20 protein-coding genes are annotated in these 19,797 nt (G+C 46.0%); 7 read left to right on the top strand and 13 right to left on the bottom strand.

Features of this window, described 5'->3' with window-relative positions:
* Positions 1 to 25 precede the first annotated feature (25 nt).
* From panC to pssA, 7 genes are all read right to left on the bottom strand, one after another.
* Complete coding sequence (panC, locus tag DKW60_RS10855) at positions 26 to 874, bottom strand: pantoate--beta-alanine ligase (protein WP_109837679.1); 849 nt, start codon at positions 872 to 874, stop codon at positions 26 to 28.
* A gap of 18 nt (positions 875 to 892) precedes the next feature.
* Positions 893 to 1,405 carry a 2-amino-4-hydroxy-6-hydroxymethyldihydropteridine diphosphokinase gene (folK, locus tag DKW60_RS10850; protein WP_109837678.1) on the bottom strand — a complete coding sequence of 171 codons (513 nt, stop codon included), beginning with the start codon at positions 1,403 to 1,405 and terminating at the stop codon, positions 893 to 895.
* Positions 1,402 to 2,700, bottom strand: coding sequence for a polynucleotide adenylyltransferase PcnB (gene pcnB / locus DKW60_RS10845; RefSeq protein ID WP_181389657.1), 1,299 nt, complete (start codon positions 2,698 to 2,700; stop codon positions 1,402 to 1,404). Before pcnB ends, folK begins: the two co-directional genes overlap by 4 nt.
* An 81-nt stretch (positions 2,701 to 2,781) precedes the next feature.
* Entirely contained in the window at positions 2,782 to 3,261 is a 480-nt protein-coding gene (gene rimI, locus DKW60_RS10840) for a ribosomal protein S18-alanine N-acetyltransferase (protein WP_109837676.1), read from the bottom strand.
* Positions 3,258 to 4,253, bottom strand: a complete 996-nt coding sequence (locus DKW60_RS10835; RefSeq protein ID WP_109837675.1) for a uracil-DNA glycosylase — start codon at positions 4,251 to 4,253, stop codon at positions 3,258 to 3,260. Before DKW60_RS10835 ends, rimI begins: the two co-directional genes overlap by 4 nt.
* A 3-nt stretch (positions 4,254 to 4,256) precedes the next feature.
* The gene (locus DKW60_RS10830; protein WP_109837674.1) at positions 4,257 to 5,804 is read right to left on the bottom strand and encodes a 2-isopropylmalate synthase; all 1,548 of its coding nucleotides are present in this window, start codon (positions 5,802 to 5,804) and stop codon (positions 4,257 to 4,259) included.
* A 61-nt stretch (positions 5,805 to 5,865) separates the two neighbouring features.
* On the bottom strand, positions 5,866 to 6,654 hold the full coding sequence (gene pssA, locus DKW60_RS10825; RefSeq protein ID WP_109837673.1) for a CDP-diacylglycerol--serine O-phosphatidyltransferase: 789 nt from the start codon (positions 6,652 to 6,654) through the stop codon (positions 5,866 to 5,868).
* Between the two features lie 157 nt (positions 6,655 to 6,811).
* Here pssA and DKW60_RS10820 point away from each other — a divergent pair, with 157 nt between their 5' ends.
* Entirely contained in the window at positions 6,812 to 8,884 is a 2,073-nt protein-coding gene (locus DKW60_RS10820) for a S9 family peptidase (RefSeq protein ID WP_109837672.1), read from the top strand.
* A 57-nt stretch (positions 8,885 to 8,941) separates the two neighbouring features.
* Here the strand turns inward: DKW60_RS10820 and DKW60_RS10815 are convergent, their stop codons facing one another.
* From DKW60_RS10815 to trhO, 5 genes are all read right to left on the bottom strand, one after another.
* On the bottom strand, positions 8,942 to 9,484 hold the full coding sequence (locus tag DKW60_RS10815; RefSeq protein WP_181389656.1) for a DUF937 domain-containing protein: 543 nt from the start codon (positions 9,482 to 9,484) through the stop codon (positions 8,942 to 8,944).
* Positions 9,485 to 10,074: 590 nt separating this feature from the next.
* On the bottom strand, positions 10,075 to 10,734 hold the full coding sequence (locus DKW60_RS10810) for a class I SAM-dependent methyltransferase (protein ID WP_109837670.1): 660 nt from the start codon (positions 10,732 to 10,734) through the stop codon (positions 10,075 to 10,077).
* Positions 10,734 to 11,231: a GNAT family N-acetyltransferase gene (locus DKW60_RS10805; RefSeq protein ID WP_181389655.1), complete on the bottom strand. Its 498-nt coding sequence runs from the start codon at positions 11,229 to 11,231 to the stop codon at positions 10,734 to 10,736. Before DKW60_RS10805 ends, DKW60_RS10810 begins: the two co-directional genes overlap by 1 nt.
* Positions 11,232 to 11,341: 110 nt before the next feature.
* Positions 11,342 to 12,064 carry a TerC family protein gene (locus tag DKW60_RS10800; protein ID WP_109837668.1) on the bottom strand — a complete coding sequence of 241 codons (723 nt, stop codon included), beginning with the start codon at positions 12,062 to 12,064 and terminating at the stop codon, positions 11,342 to 11,344.
* Positions 12,065 to 12,116: 52 nt separating this feature from the next.
* The gene (gene trhO / locus DKW60_RS10795) at positions 12,117 to 13,109 is read right to left on the bottom strand and encodes an oxygen-dependent tRNA uridine(34) hydroxylase TrhO (RefSeq protein ID WP_109837667.1); all 993 of its coding nucleotides are present in this window, start codon (positions 13,107 to 13,109) and stop codon (positions 12,117 to 12,119) included.
* 197 nt (positions 13,110 to 13,306) lie between these two features.
* Here trhO and DKW60_RS10790 point away from each other — a divergent pair, with 197 nt between their 5' ends.
* From DKW60_RS10790 to DKW60_RS10765, 6 genes are all read left to right on the top strand, one after another.
* Positions 13,307 to 14,149: a CvfB family protein gene (locus DKW60_RS10790; protein WP_109837666.1), complete on the top strand. Its 843-nt coding sequence runs from the start codon at positions 13,307 to 13,309 to the stop codon at positions 14,147 to 14,149.
* A gap of 1 nt (position 14,150) precedes the next feature.
* Positions 14,151 to 15,083: a ribosome biogenesis GTPase YlqF gene (gene ylqF, locus DKW60_RS10785; protein ID WP_109837665.1), complete on the top strand. Its 933-nt coding sequence runs from the start codon at positions 14,151 to 14,153 to the stop codon at positions 15,081 to 15,083.
* Between the two features lie 199 nt (positions 15,084 to 15,282).
* Positions 15,283 to 15,849 carry a hypothetical protein gene (locus DKW60_RS10780; protein WP_109837664.1) on the top strand — a complete coding sequence of 189 codons (567 nt, stop codon included), beginning with the start codon at positions 15,283 to 15,285 and terminating at the stop codon, positions 15,847 to 15,849.
* Between the two features lie 3 nt (positions 15,850 to 15,852).
* Positions 15,853 to 17,262, top strand: coding sequence for a hypothetical protein (locus DKW60_RS10775; RefSeq protein WP_109837663.1), 1,410 nt, complete (start codon positions 15,853 to 15,855; stop codon positions 17,260 to 17,262).
* 43 nt (positions 17,263 to 17,305) lie between these two features.
* Positions 17,306 to 17,851, top strand: coding sequence for a Rab family GTPase (locus tag DKW60_RS10770; protein WP_109837662.1), 546 nt, complete (start codon positions 17,306 to 17,308; stop codon positions 17,849 to 17,851).
* Positions 17,852 to 17,880: 29 nt separating this feature from the next.
* Complete coding sequence (locus DKW60_RS10765; RefSeq protein WP_245929680.1) at positions 17,881 to 18,912, top strand: HD-GYP domain-containing protein; 1,032 nt, start codon at positions 17,881 to 17,883, stop codon at positions 18,910 to 18,912.
* Positions 18,913 to 18,927: 15 nt separating this feature from the next.
* Here DKW60_RS10765 and asd read toward each other — a convergent pair whose 3' ends face one another.
* Positions 18,928 to 19,776, bottom strand: a complete 849-nt coding sequence (gene asd / locus DKW60_RS10760) for an archaetidylserine decarboxylase (RefSeq protein ID WP_245929679.1) — start codon at positions 19,774 to 19,776, stop codon at positions 18,928 to 18,930.
* Positions 19,777 to 19,797 lie beyond the last annotated feature (21 nt).

Below are 19,797 nucleotides of genomic sequence, written 5' to 3'. Positions count from 1 at the left end.
CGAGGTCGCGACGCTGTGCATGAAGTTAATCCAGCTGAACAGGGATATTATCGATCAGTCGGATATCTCCCATATAGGCTGCAGCTAAAATAACCAAGTCTTTATCCTCAGCCTCTGCATTAAGTAAGGTTCTGGCATCACAGATCGTGATGTAATCGGATTTAAAACCCAGCTCATCAAGCTCAGTCATCGCCTCATTTTGCAGCACACTAAAGTTTTTAAGGCCACTGCTTAACTTAGCCTCAACCGCTTGCAGCACACGATACAAATTAGGCGCCAGCCGTCGTTGCTCTTCATCTAAACGGTTATTTCTGGAGCTCATCGCCAGACCACTATCTTCACGCATCGTTGGGGCAGCGATGATCTCTACCGGCATGTCTAAATCAGCCACCATTTGCCTAATCAACATCAACTGCTGAAAATCCTTTTGCCCAAACACAGCCATGTCAGGTGCAACGATATTGAATAACTTTGAAACAACGGTGGCAACACCTCTAAAATGACCTGGTCGTGAAGCACCTTCTAACAGGCTACTGATTTCAGGAATATCCACCTGAGTGACTAAGCGACCCTGAGGGTACATTTCGCTAGCGTCCGGAGCAAACACAACATCGACGCCCAGCGCCTCCAGCTTGGCTAAATCCGCCTCCATCGTGCGAGGATACTTTTCAAGATCGTCTTGCTTCTCGAACTGCGTAGGATTCACAAAGATGGAAACGACCTGACGATTCGCAATCTCTCCCGCCCGTTTCACCAGATCTAAATGACCGTCATGCAAATTACCCATCGTGGGAACCAGACCGATAGTATCTCCGGCTAAACGAAACGTTGAAACGATTGCCCGAAGCTGAGCGATAGAATGTACGATTTGCATTCTAGGTGTCCTAAGCGATTAAGAATGAAGTGATGACGGCGGCGTGAGGCGAATCAAACCATTATCAGATACACCTGACAGGCACTCTTTAAGCGAACTACCGTCAGGAAACAGCAAATCAGGCGCCAGCTCGTACAAAGGATAAAGCACGAACTCGCGCTGCTTCATCCAACGATGTGGCACTTGCAAGCGCGTATTTTCGATGCTTTGCTGACCGAATAGCAAGATATCCAGATCCAATGTACGTGCAGTCCACCGCTCACCGGCTCTGACACGTCCGTATTTCGTTTCTATAGCCTGTAACCGATCTAACAATAGCAGTGGCAGCAATTGTGTCTCAAAGCGTGCCACGGCATTTATATAATCAGGCTGATCCTGCGGGCCGTGTGGTTTACTTTGATAATAAGAGGAAACAGCGAGATGTCTGATTTCAGGCTCATTACTGAGCGCCTTCATAGCATCACTCAAGGTTTGCTCTGAATCGCCCAGATTACTTCCCAGGCCAATATAGCACTGAGTCCACTCCATCATACTTTCGGCGGTCCTTTACGCTTACGACGGCGCTTCTTTTTGACGTGAGGCACGGCTTTTGACATTTCAAGCTGACGCTCAGCATCCACTTTCTGAAACTCCTCCCACCACGCAGCATCTGCTTGTAATTCTTTATTTTGCTCAGCGATCGAGCGCAGGCATAAGAAATCGAAGGCCGCACGGAAACGCCGGTTCTCAACAAACTGGGTGGCGCGTCTGAAATTCTTCTGGCTAAAGCGCGACTGCAATAACCAAATCTCACGCGTCACATTGCTAAAACGGCGAGGTACCGCTGTATTTCGTACCTGACTAGACAACACATCATTTGCCGCCAGCTGCATGCATTGTGGATCGGGATAAGAATCTTCACGATACGCCGCTTCTACTTGTCGCATTGGCTTCCAAAGCATGACCGCGAATAAAAATGCTGGCGTCACCGAAAGGCCGTCATTGATCCTATTATCTGTGTTTTCCAGAGAATCATTAATCAATGCCTGAAAATAGCCGTCATCATCTTGTTGCAGGGCCTTTTCCGTGAGTGGAAATAAGCTATGAAACAAACGGTATTCACGCAACAGCTCCAACACTGATTTAGCCTGACCACTGTGGAATAATTTCAATACTTCATCAAACAAACGAGCCGGTGCAATATTTTCCAGCAATGGAGCAAGTTCACGAATCGGCGCCTCACTTTCAGCCTCAATTGACAAACCGAGCTTACCGGCAAAACGCATTGCCCGTAGCATTCTGACAGGATCTTCACGATAGCGTGTTTCCGGATCACCAATCAGGCGAAGCTGACGTTTCTCAAGATCATCCATACCACCGGCAAAGTCCAGAACCTGATCATTATGCACGTCATAGAACAGCGCATTAATCGCAAAGTCACGACGAACTGCATCCTCTTCAATGGTTCCATACACATTGTCATGGATGATACGCCCTTCTTTACCAACCTGGCCATCATCGGAACTGTCATGTGGCGCCCGGAACGTTGCGACCTCGTAATATTCACGGCCGAAATGGACATGAGCCAGACGAAAACGTCGGCCGATAATACGCGTACTAGGCAGGACAGCTTTTATTTGCTCAGGGTGGGCATTGGTTGCGATATCAAAATCTTTAGGTTCGTAGCCTAGTAGCAAATCGCGTACACAACCGCCGACAAGATATGCATCATACTTAGCTTTATTGAGCGCTTTAAGAATACTGAGGGCCTTGGGGTTAATCGACGACTTGGAAATACCCAGTTTCGACGCTGATAACACTAAAGGTTTGTGTTTTTTATTGTTCAAGGTTTCTTGCCCCGTAATCACATGTCCAAACGATCAATGTCGTTCCCTCTTAAGCAACTTCGGCGGATAATAACACAGTTTTCAAGGGATTATGCTCTTTGCCATGACTAAAGCGTCTTCCCTGCCCTCATCCGCCGGATAATAGTTTTTGCGCATGCCAATCTCATTAAAGCCCTCTGACTCATACAATGCTCGCGCACCCGTATTTGAAGGACGCACTTCTAAAAAGCACATATTGGCATGATAGGTATTAGTAGCCATATCAAATGCCCGATGCAGGATATCTCTTCCCCAACCCTGACCTTGCAGCTCCGGGTGCACACACAGGTTTAAAATATGCATTTCACCGGCAACCACCGACAAAAACAAATATCCTCTGATTTCCTTATCAATTTCTAACACCCAGGCATGATAGTGCTTAACCTTCAGGCAATCACGCATGACTTTTTCATTCCATGGCTGGGGATAAGCAAGATTCTCAACAACCATTACGGCATCAACATCGCTTTTTTCCATTGGCCGCAGCATCGCCTGATCCGCAACATCTATTGCAGCGCTCATGTCATTACCTGCTTTTTTGCAAACACAAGATCTTGCCAAACCTTAGCCTTCAAACGCGGCTGCTTTAGCAGGTAGCTCGGGTGATAAGTAGCAATAATCGGCGCTACAATACCCTCTCGCTGATGCGCTTGCAGGCGAAGGCCCGACATAGACTGACTGGCACCCAGCACTTGCGTAACCACATCACGCCCCATCAGTATGACCAAAGCGGGGTTCAGTAATTCAATTTGTCGCTGCAAATAAGAATAACAGCTAGTGGCCTGTTCCGGCTCAGGTGAGCGATCCAGCGGCGGACGGCATTTCATAAGATTCGTCATGTAGACCAGATTACTATCCAGTCCAATACTCGCCAACATAGCATTGAGTAACTCGCCACTTTCTCCGGTAAATGGCTGCTGTTGCCACTCATCTTCCAGACGAGGGATGTCACCAACAATCATCCACTGCGCCTGGGTATTACCTTTACCAAACACTGTGTGCTGACGTTGTCTATACAAATCACAGGCAGTACAGGCATCTACTTTCTGCTGCAAATCAGCCCAGCCCAGTGCCTTCAGGTCTGACACCGGCACTAATGAAACGGGTGCTGCAACGGGCCCCTCATCCAGGCTTGCCGCTATTTCAGCAATCTTCGCCGACGGATTTTGTTGCAAATCATGAATCAAGTCATCTGCAGCATGTAATCCCGGGCCAGCTGATTTTGGTGAAACTGACTTTGCAGCTTCGCCATTTTGCGCAGGCCTGACTGAATGGCTACTCTCTTCACTTTGCAGGTCGGCCGCTAATGAGGATATTTGTGACCCGGTACTTCGTTGACTCGAAGCCGGCGCTCTCCCACCGCCATGATCATTCGCAGACTCCGCCTGAGACAGATCTGCTAACTGCGCATTTGATGACTGCTCAGGAAAGTCAGGCATCTCAAGTTCACGGGAAATCCACACCGGGATTCCCATTTCATTGAGGTATTCAATTTGCTGCTGACTAACGGGCAAGGATTACACGCCGCTCATTTGTGGGTGTTCACGCTCAACCTGATTAGCGATTTTATTCAGCGCATCAATGTAAGCTTTAGCCGATGCAACAATAATATCGGTATGCGCACCATTGCCGTAGAACAGACGACCGTCTTTTTCCAAGCGGACAGTCACCTCACCTTGTGAATCTGTGCCTTGAGTCACGGCATTCACGGAATACAGCTCTAGTGTGGCACTACTGCCTGTGATCGACTTGATCGCCGAGTACACAGCATCGACTATTCCGTCACCTGAGGCCTTCCCTTGCTTCTCTTCACCATCGACTGACAATGTTAATGTCGCTTCCGGCGTTTCTCCGGTTTCGGAGCAAACATGTGAGGAAATCAGCACAAACCTTGCCTGATCTGGTTCCAGCTGTGATTCATTTGCGATGACACGCAAATCCTCATCAAACACCTCATGCTTAAGATCAGCTAAATCCTTAAAGCGAGCAAATATTTCATTGAGTTCGGCTTCAGATTCAACATCAATACCGAGTTCTGACAAACGACTTTTCAGCGCATTACGGCCGGAATGTTTACCAAGGACAATTTTATTGTCTGACCATCCAACATCTTGCGCCCGCATGATTTCGTAAGTTTCACGAGACTTAAGCACGCCATCCTGATGAATTCCCGACTCATGGGCAAATGCATTCGCGCCAACAATTGCTTTGTTTGGCTGCACCATGAAACCAGTCACGGAAGAGACAAGCCGTGAGGTTGGGACGATCAATGTCGAATCAATATTAGTATCGCAATTAAACACATCGTTACGCGTGCGGACTGCCATGACAACTTCTTCCAGCGCCGCATTACCTGCACGCTCACCCAAGCCATTGATGGTACATTCCACCTGACGTGCACCGCTGAGGACAGCTGCGAGTGAGTTACTCACCGCCAAGCCTAAATCATTGTGGCAATGCACGGAGAATACCGCTTTGTCTGAGTTCGGAATATTGTCGATGAGTCGAGCGATCAGGTCGCCAAACTGAAATGGAATGGTATAACCAACGGTATCCGGAATATTGATAGTGGTTGCACCTGCATCGATGACTTTCTCGATCACACGGCACAAGAAATCAAATTCAGAGCGCCCTGCATCCTCTGGAGAGAACTCAACGTTGTCAGTAAACTGACGTGCATATTTAACCGCTTTGACAGCCTGCTCAACAACCTGATCCGGCTCCATGCGTAATTTATCGCGCATGTGAATCGGCGATGTGGCCAGGAAGGTATGAATACGTCCGGATGCAGCAGGCTTGATGGCTTCAGCAACACGCTCGATATCACGCTCCATGGCGCGAGCCAGCCCGCAAATGGTGCTACCCTGCACAGCCTTCGCGACAGCCTGAACCGATGCAAAATCCCCCGGACTAGCCGCCGGAAAACCTGCTTCGATAACATCAACCCGCATTTTTTCCAACATTTTTGCAATACGGACTTTTTCTTCCAGCGTCATCGAACAACCCGGACTTTGTTCGCCATCACGCAGGGTTGTATCAAACACTATTAAACGATCATCGGACATTTTCACTTACCTTATTCTTTTGCTGTGTCGTCACAGCCATCTGTTTTGCCGGAGCAACGAGTTATTCTTCGTCTTCATCTTTTGGCAACGTAATTGTTGGGACAGTTTTCACATAACCAAAGTGGCGCAGTAGCCAAAATACCGGGCCTGACAATGCATAAATCAGGAACACACTGAATAAGACCTTTGGTGGATCAATCGCTGCCAAGGCAAACGCCAGTACCACCGCCAAAATAGCGATATAAGGCACTTTACTGCGATAATCAAAGTCTTTAAAACTGGTGTACAACACGTTACTCACCATGAGCAGACCTGCGGCTATCGTCATGATTAATGCCGGAATTTGTACTGACCTGCCTGTTACATCTAAGTCCTGAAAAAACCAGACCATGCCAACCATTATCGCGGCAGAGGCAGGACTTGGCAGACCAACAAAATAACGCTTGTCCACCTCTTCAATCTGTACATTGAAGCGTGCCAGACGTAACGCTCCACATGCGACATAAATGAAGGCAGCCATCCAACCGACCTTGCCCCATGACGGTGAGAAATTTGCCATATGTACCAGCGCCCACTGGTAAATGACGACTGCCGGAGCCACACCAAAAGACACCAAATCAGACAGGCTGTCATACTGAGCGCCGAATTCTGACTGTGTATTAGTCCAACGCGCTACCCGGCCATCCGCACCATCGAGCACCATTGCGACAAACACGGCGACTGCGGCATCCTCAAAACGCCCGTTCATGGCAGCTATAATGGCATAAAAACCGCTGAACATTGCCGCGGTTGTTATTAAATTCGGAAGTATGTAAACACCCTTCGAAGGTGTATTTTTCTGTTTATTCATGGCCGCTATTATTAGCACAGTTAGTATTAAAAAAAAACGACTCAACGCAGTAATTAACCGCAACGGTCAATTGATTCTATTTACGAATGGCGGGGTGTATAGTTGACTCAGCAGCTGTGTAAATTATAACGACTTTTTACTATATCGAGCCTCATTCATGGATAACAAAAAAACGATCACCCCGCCTGTCGCTACTAAACATCCCGTCACCACCACAATTCACAACCACCAACGCACTGACGACTATGCATGGATAAGAAACAAGGAGTCCGATGAGGTAAAGGCATATCTGGATGCAGAAAACGCATACACGCAAGCCAATATGAAACATACAGACTCGCTACAAACCGAGCTGTACAATGAGATGTTAAGTCATATTGAAGAAAACGATGCCTCTACCCCGGTAAAAGTCGGTGATTATTTTTATTACCACCGTATTGATGAAGGTAAACAGTATTGGGCTCACTACCGCAAACATCTGTCACTCGATGCAGAAGAGGAAGTGCTGCTTGATGAAAATGAGTTAGCGGAGTCTGGTGGGCACGACTATTTTGAACTCGGTGCTCTGGAAGTGAGCCCTGACCACCAATGGCTAGCCTACTCGACAGACACGACCGGTGCTGAAACCTATACTATTCAGGTGAAACACTTATCCAGTGGTGTATTACTGAATGACAAGCTGGAGAATAATGCCGGAACCGTTAGCTGGGGCGACAGCAACACCTTATTTTACACAACGGAAGAATCTGATACCAAACGCAGTGATAAACTTTACCGCCATACTCTCAAAACTTCCCAGTCGGACGATACGCTGATCTTTCATGACGACGATGGTCTGTTTAATGTGTCAGCTGGCCTGAGCAAGGATGAAAAGTATTTATTCATCACCTCAGCGAGTATTGAAACCACTGAGTACCATTTCATACCGACCGATGCAATTACGCAAGCAGCAACACCAATACAAAAGCGCGTCACCGGGCTACGTTACTCAGTAGAGCACCATAACGGATTCTTCTACGTTCTGACCAATGCTGATAAGGCGACTAATCAAAAGCTAGTCACCTGCCCGGTTGAAACGCCATCACAAGCACACTGGGAAACACTGATCCCACATCGTGATGATGTGCAATTGGAACACATTGAGCTATTTAATGAGTTCATGGTGCGTTACGAACGCGAAGGCGGACTGCATCACCTAAGAGTCACCAAATTAGCAGACCAATCGACTCATACTATTAGCCTGCCTGAACCCATTTACAGCGTTGGGCCAGCAGCCAACCCCGAGTTCAATACCAACACATTACGTTTCGTTTACACCTCACTGGTAACCCCCATGTCTACCTTTGACTACGACATGAATACACACGAGCGTGAGCTGATGAAACAAACCAAGGTTCCCGGCTACGATGCAAGTCTGTACACCAGTGAACGCATATTCGCCACTGCAGATGATGGCACGCAAATCCCTATCTCACTGGTTTACCGTAAATCAGCATGGACAGGCTCGCCCACTTACTGCCATCTTTATGGATATGGTTCCTACGGGCATACGATAGAGCCAACATTTTCAACGACACGTCTGAGTTTATTAGACCGAGGCATGGTTTACGCCATCGCACACATTCGTGGCGAAGAAATCTATGGTCGTAGCTGGTATGAGGATGGCAAGTTTCTAAACAAGAAAAACACCTTCACCGACTTTATCAGCTGTGCAAAACATCTAATTGCTGAGAACTACACACAAGCTCAAAAGCTTTCGACTGAGGGACGCAGTGCAGGTGGTTTGCTAATGGGTGCGGTGTTGAATATGGCACCGGAACTATTCCATGTCGCACTGGCTGGTGTGCCATTTGTGGATGTGATTAATACGATGCTGGACGAATCAATCCCGCTCACGATTGGCGAGTTTGAAGAGTGGGGAAACCCCAAAGATGAGGAATACTACCATTACATGCTGTCGTATTCGCCTTATGACAATGTGACTGCGCAAGACTACCCAGCAATACTGGTAACTGCGGGCCTGAATGATCCTAGAGTGCAATATTGGGAGCCAGCCAAATGGGTGGCGAAGCTACGTGCAAATAAAACCGACAACAACCCGCTTTATTTACATATGCATATGGGAGCAGGTCACTTTGCCTCTTCTGGTCGCTATGCCTATTTGAAAGATTTGGCATTCGACTATGCTTTCTTACTGGATCAACTAGACATCGCTGACAATAAATTATAGGCATAAAAAAAGGCCGGATAAGCTAATACCTATCCGGCCTTACTGGTGTAGAGAGTATTAACGGAAAGCTGCTTTAAACGCCATTCCTAATACATCATCCATGATCGAACCGTCGCGATCTGAGTCCAACAAAGTACCTAGAATACCTGATGATTGCTGGCGTGCAGGTGCAGCAGTACCACCACCCAAAATCTTCTTGCCGAGTGTACCCATTACCATGGTTGCTACAACAGGTAGCATCTTTTTCAAAAGAGTTGAGCCAAGTCCGGTCTCTTGTGCTGCATGCTTTGCAACATTGCGGCTGACATCTTTACTACCGAAGACATGGCCTAAAATTGAGTTACCATCATCAATGGTTTCCTGACGACCAAGGACACCCGGATCATCGATATATCTGGCATGGTTACCTTTACCCAAAGCATTAATCAGACTATCTAAACCAGCAGATTCTTTAGTGCGATGCTGCATGCCACGAGACAATGATGGTGCTAATGAAGACACTGCATCACGTGCCTGTGACTCACTAATGCCAAATTGCTTTGCCAGCGCGCCGACTGCATCTGAGCTCTGACTGCCTAATAGCAAATCTGTAATATTCAAAGTTCTTTCTCCTTTACCCTTCTCTTTTGAGGTCACACAGTGTGACCCTTTCTAACTATAGTATTCTGAGCGCAGAACTACCAGCTCTGCGCACTGAATGGTCTTTTAACTAATGAACCCAACGAACATCATGACGTCTATTCGGACGAGTAATGCGTGTCCGGCCGTTGTGACTAGTGTGGCCGCGATGCACATTATAATGACGCTTGTACAAAATGGATGGTACATGGCTTCTTTGCATTCTGCGCCACCGGCGATAATCCGATGAACGCTGCCAGACGTTTCCGTGATAGCGATAATAGTGACCATTATTCCAGTAAGTATTTGCAAGCCCTAATACGATATACATACCCAAAGCCGAATCGAAAGATACACGATGGTTGTGCGGTGTACGTGTAATGTGACCATGATGGTGCCTTGGCCCTGAATATCCGTGCCCGCTATCAGCAGATATTCTTACGCGTGTATCGTCGCAAGCGACCAGAAAGATTCCTGATAATGCGATAACAGATATTGCCTTTAACGGCACTTTTTTAAGGTTCATTGGTTCAGCCTCTCCAAATTATGGTTGTGCTGATTTGATTATGAAATCAAACATTTAGTTCCCAGCGTTGAAGAATTATTACATCTCTGCTAAGGATTTCGAGCTTTAAGCGCCAGTGTTTTGCAATCCACTTGAATGTGTCATCAGAATAGAAACAAATATGGGTTTGATCTTTCTTGTAATGCCATTCAGAGAATTGATCAGGTGCTGGTAAAAGCTGGGTCATGACACCCAGATAAGCACCGGGCTTCAGACAATTAATGAGTCGGTCAATTGTTACGCGAGGTTCACGTAAATGCTCTAAAACTTCCGTCGAAGTAATGAAGTCGTATTGCTTTGTGAGTAATTTTTTATCCGGAAGATAGTATTTATCATAGCAGTTGACTTTAAAGCCTTTCCGCTCAAGCAGAAGCGATAATGTTGGTCCCGGTCCACATCCAAAATCCAGCCCTTCAGAGGCATCTGCTAATCGTTCTGATAGCGGCTCCAGTAGCTGCCCCAGAAATGTGCAATAGCCTTCATCATGAATAGAGTTTTGGTGTAAGTCGTAACGCAGCTTTTCGTCGGATTCGTTGACATGTTGAGCGGCTGCAACAAATACAAGTTTGCACTGACCACACTGCCAGTAATCACGGTAACTGTCTTGTGAATAATGAGTAAGCGAATTGTCTGCACACAGCGGACAATGACCGGGAGATTCCGTCATTAAAAGTTCAGCTGGTAAATATCAACATGCGAATTGCTGAGGTCAGGTTTAGCATAACGCCAGCCATGTTTTTTATAAAAAGCAACACCGCGGTCATTACCAGAACTCACTAGTATTCTCGCGCCATTGCAGCCTTGTTCACGTAAGGTTTGAATCAGGTAATCATGCATTAACGAGCCAATACCAGAGCCTCGCTCCTCAGGTATCAGATAAAAAAGTGGGATAAACGCTTTGTCAGTAAATAGCTCTTCTACTCTGAACTCAATCTGACCAATGATGTTGTCGCCACGCCACACATGGATGACACCGTAGGGGTATTGTTGTTGAAATTCAGTCAGGCGGTCAGCATATGCTTCACCCTGCTCCCCCATCTCGGTTTCGAAAGACTTTTCATTACCGTAGTTAATACGAAACGAGTCTTTTCGAAACTCAATACAACTGTTCATATCCCGCTGTAAATCAGCACGCTTAAACTCAATGGACGCTGGATTGACCACTTTCATTCCCCAATTGGATAAAAATATGGGTCCGCTATAGCAGATCTTATTGTTCTAAGTGTACTTCGAACTATAAAAGTTCGAAGCCACTTTAAGATCACTTGTTGAGATTATTTGATCGAATGCTTCTTACGCATACGGATGTTAATCATCTCAACCGTTAGTGAGAATAACATCGCGAAGTAAATGTAACCTTTTGGCACATGGACATCGAATCCTTCAACCATCAACGTTAATCCGACAACAATCAGGAATGAAAGCGCCAGAATTTTAATGGTTGGATGTTCATCAACAAACTCACCAATCGCTTTAGATGCCAGTAACATCACAAGCACAGCAATAACGATCGCGATCGCCATGATGGAAACATCATCCACCAGACCAACTGCAGTGATTACCGAATCCAGTGAGAACACAAGATCCAAAATAGCAATCTGAACCAAGACCATACCAAAACTGGAGGCTGCTTTTGCTGCCTGATGCTCAGCCTCCGGCTCACCCTCAACGCTGGCATGAATCTCATGGGTTGATTTGGCCAGCAGGAATAATCCACCCAGAATCAGAATCAAATCTCGTCCTGAAATCTCTTCACCGAAAAGGGTAAACCAAGGTTCGGTGAGCCCCATCACCCACGAAATCGAGAACAGTAATGCCAATCTTGTAACCATCGCCAGCATGATACCCAATCTACGGGCACGATCACGTTGCTCATCCGGCAAGCGCGCCACCAATATTGAGATAAAGATAATGTTATCAATCCCTAACACAATCTCCAGTGCGGTTAGAGTTCCAAGCGCAATCCAGGCTTCCGGGCTGGCTATCCATTCAAACATATTATCTCCTGACAATTAGTGGTAGCGATGGTAAAACAGAACTATCTACTGCTTAACGCTTCAAACGGTCACGCTCTTGTTGACGTTTTCTTGCGGCTAACTTTTCTAATCTGGCCTGCTCAATCCGGGAAGCAACGTCACCACCAATATGCGGTTCGCCACGCTGTTTAGCCAGTTGAATCTGACGCTCACGTTCAGCAAAGCGGGCACGTTTTTCCTCAGAAATACTGTCATAACACGCCGGACAACTCACGCCAGATTGGTATTTCTCGCTGGCTTTATCCTGTTCGGTAATCGGCAAACGACACGCATGACATTGATCATAGTCGCCACGTTCCAGTTTGTGGTTCACTGTTACACGGTCGTCAAACACAAAGCACTCGCCTTCCCATAAGGTATCTGACTCATCCACATTTTCCAAATATTTCAGAATCCCACCTTTAAGGTGATATACCTCATCGATACCCTGCTCTTTCAAATATGCCGTAGATTTTTCGCAACGGATGCCACCTGTACAGAACATGGCTACCTTTTTGGGTTTACGTGGCAATACATGATCCGCAACGTATGCGGGGAATTGTCTGAAACTGTCTGTCTTAGGGTTGATGGCGTTTTTAAAGGTCCCGACCTGATACTCATAATCATTACGGGTATCGATTAACAACACATCCGGATCACTAATCAATTCATTCCAATCCTTGGGATCAACATAAGTACCGACGACGCGTTTGGGATCAATACCTTTCACACCCATGGTGACAATTTCTTTTTTGAGCTTCACCTTAGTTCGCTTGAACGGCATTTCATCAGTGAGTGACTCTTTGCTGTCGAGCTCCGCTAAACGCGCGTCACTGCGTAGAAATGCCAATACTGCATCAATGCCCTGACTAGGACCGGCGACGGTGCCATTAATCCCTTCCTGAGCTAACAACAATGTTCCATGCACTTCATTTTCCAGCATGGTATTAAGGAGTGGCTGCCTCAGTGCTTCAAAATTCTCCAAAGTAACGAACTTATACAGTGCGCACACGACTGTTTGCGACATAACAATGACCTCTGCGATCCGGAACGTAAAACCGGAGCATGATTAAAATGATAAAAACCAGCGCATTATACAAATAATCCCTGAAAAATCACCCTGCTGCACCTTAAGCATTTAATTTAATGGAGACTCGCCTGAATCAACGATAGAATGCACAATTGCAGAGGACTCTGCTTTACATTATCAAACAGGAAGAAACGATGCTGGAAATCGGGCGCATCAATAGATTGCAAGTTACCAAACAAGTCACCTTTGGTTTATACATGGACGGTGGTGAGGCTGGAGAAATTTTGCTGCCCAAACGATACGTTCCTGAAGGCACCATTGTTCAGGACTGGCTGGATTTGTTTATTTATCTGGACTCAGAAGACCGCCTTATTGCCACCACCGAAACCCCAAAAGTAATGGTTGATGAGTGCGCCTACTTAAAAGTCGTTTCGGTTACTCCTGTCGGAGCCTTTCTGGATTGGGGCTTACCTAAAGATTTGTTGGTTCCATTTAATGAACAAGACCGCCCGATGGAAGTAGGTAAATCCTATGTAGTGGTTGTATCGGTCGACGATGCCACCAACCGTATTATTGCCTCATCAAGACTCTATGATTATTTAGATGAAGAAGCGGATGATGATTTAGAAGTAGGACAACAAGTCGAACTACTGATCTCAGGACAGACAGACCTGGGTTATAAGGCAGTCATCAATCATGATTATCTCGGTCTGATTTTTCGTAACGAAGTATTCCGGGATCTTCCGCCAGGAACTGAACTCACCGGTTTTGTGAAACACATTCGAGACGATGGCAAAATTGACCTACGACTGGAAGCGAGTAAGAAAACAGTGGTTGAAATGCTTGAAGATAAAATTCTTCAACAATTGAAAAACAATGGTGGTGTTTCACAGCTCACTGACAAAAGTCCTCCGGAAGCGATCTATCGCAGTTATGAAGTGAGTAAGGCGAATTACAAACGTGCTCTAAGTAGCTTGTACAAGCAACGTAAAATTCTGATTACCCACGAACAAATTAGCTTGAGCGATAGCGAATAAGATGCAAATTCAATGGTTCCCCGGACATATGCACAAAGCCGCTAAAGCGGTTCGTGAAACACTGCCCACCGTAGATGTGTTAATTGAGGTGTTGGATGCCCGTATTCCATTTAGCAGCCAAAACCCAATGATCGCTCAGCTAATGGGTGATAAACCGTGCATCAAGCTTCTGAACAAAAGCGACTTGGCAGATCCGGCATTGACTGAGATCTGGCAAACGCACATGGAACAAAACAGCAATGTCCGTACGCTTGCCACGAATGTTAAAAGCACTGGCAACCTTCGCCAAATCACTGACTTGTGCCACAAACTAATCCCTAACAAAGGTGGAGAGGATGATTATCGCAATATTCATGCGATGATTATTGGCATCCCTAATGTAGGTAAATCCACACTCATTAATTCACTGGCTGGCAGGACGATTGCTAAAACAGGCAATGAGCCTGCGGTGACTAAAAACCAACAACGCATCAAGCTTGAGCATGGTATTACGCTCATCGATACACCGGGAATGATGTGGCCCAAAATCGAGCATGAAAACAGTGGTTATCGTCTTGCTGCAACTGGCGCCATTAAGGAAACAGCGACTGATAATACCGATGTGGCTTTTGCTACCGCTGAATATTTGCTAGAGGTCTATCCTCACCTACTCACCGCGCGCTATCAACTCGACGAAGTGCCTGAGTCTCCACTAGAGCTTATCGAGTCGTTGGGAAAGCTGCGAGGCTGCCTACGCTCTGGTGGTGGAGTGCTACTGGAAAAAGCCAGTAACATTTTAATCTCAGAATTGCGCAGCGGTGTCTTGGGTGAGATTACCCTTGAAGACCCAGCCCGTGTGGAGGTGGAGCAACAAGAAGTTATTGCTGCCAGAGAAGCTAAGCGCCTTAAAGATGAAGAGCGTAAGAAAGGATTTAAGAAAAAGCGACGCCGTTAGTCCTAATTTTACACAACTCATCACTTATTCATGAGCTATTAATAACTGAGGTGTATCATGAAAAAGATGAACCTTCGGCTCACCTCCAGTACTAATTAACTTAGTGCCAATGAAGTGCTCAACATCCCAAACTATAACAATAAAAGTTAGGGTAAAACGTAGCGACAGCGGCTAATTATACCCCTAAGTGGAAGATAACATGACTGATTCCAACAATACTCATGCGCAAAAGCATAATAAAAATACTGCTCAGGAAATTCTCGAAGAATCCATGAAAGTTTCTGACGATACAGGAAGCTTAGCAACTATCCGGGATATTTTATTTGGCAAAGAAGCCAAGGAGATCGAGCAAAAACGTCAAGACTTGCATCAGGACTTTCATCAAGGCCTGAATACATTGAAGCAAGAGACGCATTCACAGTTTGAGCAAATTTCAGCGGATATCCAAACGCTGTACCGACTGCTCAATGATGAGTCGGATCAGCGCCGGGCAGACACTGGAGAAGCTAATCAACGACTTGAGCAACTTAAAACGTCACTTGATGATTCAAATAGTAAACATCTAAATGCCCAAGACGCATTGCAGTTAAAAATTCAGAGTGAGTCGTCTCGTTTGGAGCAACAAACGAATCAGCTACATGACGATATTTTAGCGAAACTTGATACAGCTGCTAAAGAGTTGAAGTCTGACAAAGCCGATCGTGGTGATTTAGCAAGAATGTTACGCGGTGTTGCCGAGCAATTGTTGGATGAGCACAAGAGTTAATTTATGGCGGCGGCGATTGACCAGATGAGTGAAAGCGCGAACGAGCACGGCAAAGCCAAGCTTACGGACAGTGAGCTGGCCACATTACGCCGCTTGTTGATGGGGCCTGATTATGAAAAGCTTCTAAAGCACAAAATCACTCTGGAAAACCCCGAACTTCTGGCAAAACACATTTCACCCGTGGTCAGTGAAGCGTTAAAACTACGCGCTAAGCATGACTCCAGTTTACAAAAAACGCTTAACCCTATCATTACTGAAGCTTTGCTAGACTCTGTATCTAAAGATCCAAAGCCTATCGCCGATGCCCTCTACCCTATTATGGGGCCTGCGATTCGTAAGTCCATTAACGCTACCATGAATCAAATGATGAGTAACTTTAACGAGCTACTCGAGCAAAGCGTGTCACCAAAATCATGGCAATGGCGTTTTGATGCGTGGCGCACCGGGCGGAGCTACGCTGAAGTTGCCTTAATGAACAATGTGGTATTTCAGGTTGAGCAGATCTTTTTAATTCACAGTGAAACAGGCTTACTACTTCAGCACATTCTGTCTGATACTGCGATCAGCAAAGACCCGGACATGGTCTCCGGAATGCTGACCGCCATTCAGGACTTTACAAGGGACTCTTTTGAGGTAGATGAAAACAGCGGCCTGAGCACCTTAAAACTAGGTGATTTGACCGTACTCATTGAGCAAGGCCCTTCGGCTACTCTCGCCGCCGTCGTGAGGGGTACTGTGCCACAAGGCATGCAGAATTTATTGAGCGAGACACTGGAAAGTATTCATCAGCAAGTACCACAACAACTTAAGCATTATGATGGTGATCCGGAGCGCTTTGAACAGCTTCAGCCTATCCTGGCAAACTGCCTGAGAGTAAAGAAAAAGGAAGGTGCCAGCGAAAATACAAAAAGCAATGAGTCTGGTAAAGCGGTAAAAAAACCAAATAAAATAATTTGGCTATTGTTACCGCCATTAATATTAGGCTTAGTTTACTCACTGTATAATTCACATCAAACAATTAAAAACTGGCAAGATGTACAGTCAAAGTTATCATCCGAGCCGGGGATTATCATTACAAACGCAACGGAATCCGACGGTCAGTACCGTATTTCAGGTTTGTATGACCCGCTGGCTAAAAGTCCGGATAGTGTTGTAAATAGTGACATCATGAGCAGCTTACCGTTAGAATTAAATTTCAAACCTTATCTGTCATTAGAACCTGAAATTATACTAAAGCGTGTCCACAAATCACTTCTGGTACCGAATACAGTTAAGCTGAGACTGGTTGACAACACGCTCTTTGCAAGTGGACAAGCTAGCTCCGACTGGATAAAAGAGTTTCGATTAAGAGCACCACTGTTTGAAGGTGTTAAGGTGGTAAATCTCAACCAACTAATGATCCGGTCAAATTGACAACGAGCTATTGATAAACCGAAACATTTCTTAGGACGACACAGTGTTACAAAAAAAAATCTGTTTGCTGGGGGCATTTGCAGTTGGTAAAACCAGCTTAGTTATGCGCTATGTCGACAGCATATTCAGCGATAAATACCACACGTCAGTTGGCGTCAAAATTGACAAGAAACAACTCACTGTCGATGAGCAAGATGCAACACTGATGATCTGGGATCTGGCCGGTCAAGATGACTTGACACGCCTGAGAACATCTTATCTACGTGGTGCAGCCGGTTTTATCGTAGTTGCTGACGGCACACGCCCCTTCTCCGTTGAAACGGCCATTAATATGTATAAAGAAGCACTGGAGTATACCGGTGATATTCCATTTGTGGTGGCACTTAACAAGGCCGACCTTCAAGATGACCCGAAGTGGCAAGTAGAGCCAAAACAGTTAGCTACTCTTGAGGACCTTGGTGCTGAGATTATCCTGACCAGCGCAAAAAATGATGAAAACGTAGAACTTTTATTCCATAAACTGACTCGTAAAATTCTTGATTATCGCGAGGGCGAGCAGCACTCCTCTACAATGGTTGATAAACTATGAGCCAGATACTGTCCAGCATATTTCAATCAATGAGCATTGCGGTTTTTTTGAGAGAAGATCGTGATAATTTCAAACTATTAACTAAAAAGCCAAGCTGGTTGAACACATTTTGTGACCGCAACTTTGAAGCAGGCCAAACCGTTAAACTTGGTATGTTATTCCCGTTTCTCGAATGCTTTATGTATGAAGCTGAAGATGTTTGGGAGTCAAAGGTTAACACTCCACACCGCTCCGGCCCCTGGATTGAATTTACCCAACACGGAGAAGAGTTACCACTTGAGGCAACAGCGATCTGTCAGGACACTCATTCTCTGCTAGTGATACAAGATCTGGGTGAAGAATATTACAACGAAGTGGTACGCCTGCAGAGTTTCCGTGAGAAGTCACTCAACCAAGAAGAACTCCAGTTAGAGATTGACAATAAAACTCAAGAAATACGTTCCAGGGAAGAAGAGATTGCGATGAAGCTGCTCACTGCCGCAGGTCATCGTGATCACGAAACTGCTGCCCATGTGAGGCGTATTGGTCTCTATGCAGAGGTTATGGCGCGGGCCCTAAAGTGGGATGACGCTATTGCAGCTGACATTCGTATCGCAGCCCCCATGCATGACATCGGTAAAATCGGCATACCTGACAGTGTATTACTCAAACCGGGCAAGCTAACTGAGGAAGAGTTCGAGGTAATGAAACGTCATGCTGAAATTGGTGCTGATATGCTGCGAGGCACAAATATTCCTCTGCTTAAAATGGCGTCAGAAATCGCCCTCTGCCATCATGAGCGATGGGATGGTAGCGGTTACCCAAGAGGCTTGAAAGGCAAAGAAATACCAGAGTCTGCACGCATCACCACAATTGTGGATGTTTATGATGCATTGATACATAAACGTGTCTACAAAGACGCCAGTAGTGAACAATCCGCTCTAAAAATGATGGAGAAGATGGTCGGCAAGCATTTTGATCCCGACCTCTTCAAAGTGTTTATTGCCAACCTACCCAAAATGCAGTCCATCAAAGAATCAGTGAGTGAGCCGGCAAGAATTCCGGGATCATTAGCTCCCTGAGTGACCTGCAGAAGATCAGTCTGAGAAGGCTTGCCCCATTTTAACGGGCAGGCCTTCAATCAATGACTTTGACAATTCAGGGCTTTTAGATTCCATTAGCATGACGATCGTTGATCCCATGTTAAATCGCCCTAACTCCTGGCCTTTGTCCAGAGTCACATCACCCACAGCATAAGCCTTACGTGAGATGGTTTTACCTTTAGGCGGAGTCACAAGTCCGTCCCATACTGTTTCTATAGCCGCTACATTGATAGCACCCACTAAGACCATCGCCATTCGACCGTAGTCTGTATCGAAGTGGGCCACTACACGTTCGTTACGGGCAAAGATTCGGGATACGGTTTTTACGGTATGCGGTGCAACACTAAATAAGCGTCCGGGTACATGCACTTGTTCCGTTAAATGCCCCTTAAAAGGCATGTGCATACGATGATAATCTCGTGGTGACAAGTAGATTGTCAAAAACTGGCCATTAGCAAACGACTCAGCCATTGCATCATCACAAGCCAACAACTCCTGAACGGTATAATCCTGCCCCTTAGCCTGAAAAATTCTACCGGCATTAATTGCACCTGACTGGCTCACGGTACCATCCACCGGACTTACGATAGCTGTGTCTGCGATCGGTCGAAGCTCTGGTTTAATCTCACGAGTGAAAAAGGCATTAAAGCTCTTATAACTTTCTGGCTCTGGCTGTTTCGCCTCACTTAAATCGACCTTAAATACTCTCGCAAACCCCTTGATAACAGGCACGACTACCGGAGACTCAATCCGCGTTAACTTATACACAACCCGTGAGATAGCGTGGTGTGGTAGTGCATACAAAGAGCCAGACTTTATGTAATCGAGTAGTGAAGCGTTCATTTTTAACCTTATTTGAATGAC

This window comes from Leucothrix pacifica, assembly GCF_003172875.1.
GTDB lineage: Bacteria > Pseudomonadota > Gammaproteobacteria > Thiotrichales > Thiotrichaceae > Leucothrix > Leucothrix pacifica.
This window is presented reverse-complemented; position numbering and strand designations above follow the sequence as displayed.

Excerpts from the sequence above, each read along its gene's own strand:
- panC (WP_109837679.1), bottom strand. The coding sequence starts at position 874 with ATGCAAATCGTACATTCTATCGCTCAGCTTCGGGCAATCGTTTCAACG.
- folK (WP_109837678.1), bottom strand. The coding sequence starts at position 1,405 with ATGATGGAGTGGACTCAGTGCTATATTGGCCTGGGAAGTAATCTGGGC.
- rimI (WP_109837676.1), bottom strand. The coding sequence starts at position 3,261 with ATGAGCGCTGCAATAGATGTTGCGGATCAGGCGATGCTGCGGCCAATG.
- DKW60_RS10830 (WP_109837674.1), bottom strand. The coding sequence starts at position 5,804 with ATGTCCGATGATCGTTTAATAGTGTTTGATACAACCCTGCGTGATGGC.
- pssA (WP_109837673.1), bottom strand. The coding sequence starts at position 6,654 with ATGAATAAACAGAAAAATACACCTTCGAAGGGTGTTTACATACTTCCG.
- DKW60_RS10820 (WP_109837672.1), top strand. The coding sequence starts at position 6,812 with ATGGATAACAAAAAAACGATCACCCCGCCTGTCGCTACTAAACATCCC.
- DKW60_RS10810 (WP_109837670.1), bottom strand. The coding sequence starts at position 10,734 with ATGACGGAATCTCCCGGTCATTGTCCGCTGTGTGCAGACAATTCGCTT.
- DKW60_RS10800 (WP_109837668.1), bottom strand. The coding sequence starts at position 12,064 with ATGTTTGAATGGATAGCCAGCCCGGAAGCCTGGATTGCGCTTGGAACT.
- trhO (WP_109837667.1), bottom strand. The coding sequence starts at position 13,109 with ATGTCGCAAACAGTCGTGTGCGCACTGTATAAGTTCGTTACTTTGGAG.
- DKW60_RS10790 (WP_109837666.1), top strand. The coding sequence starts at position 13,307 with ATGCTGGAAATCGGGCGCATCAATAGATTGCAAGTTACCAAACAAGTC.
- ylqF (WP_109837665.1), top strand. The coding sequence starts at position 14,151 with ATGCAAATTCAATGGTTCCCCGGACATATGCACAAAGCCGCTAAAGCG.
- DKW60_RS10780 (WP_109837664.1), top strand. The coding sequence starts at position 15,283 with ATGACTGATTCCAACAATACTCATGCGCAAAAGCATAATAAAAATACT.
- DKW60_RS10775 (WP_109837663.1), top strand. The coding sequence starts at position 15,853 with ATGGCGGCGGCGATTGACCAGATGAGTGAAAGCGCGAACGAGCACGGC.
- DKW60_RS10765 (WP_245929680.1), top strand. The coding sequence starts at position 17,881 with ATGAGCATTGCGGTTTTTTTGAGAGAAGATCGTGATAATTTCAAACTA.
- asd (WP_245929679.1), bottom strand. The coding sequence starts at position 19,776 with ATGAACGCTTCACTACTCGATTACATAAAGTCTGGCTCTTTGTATGCA.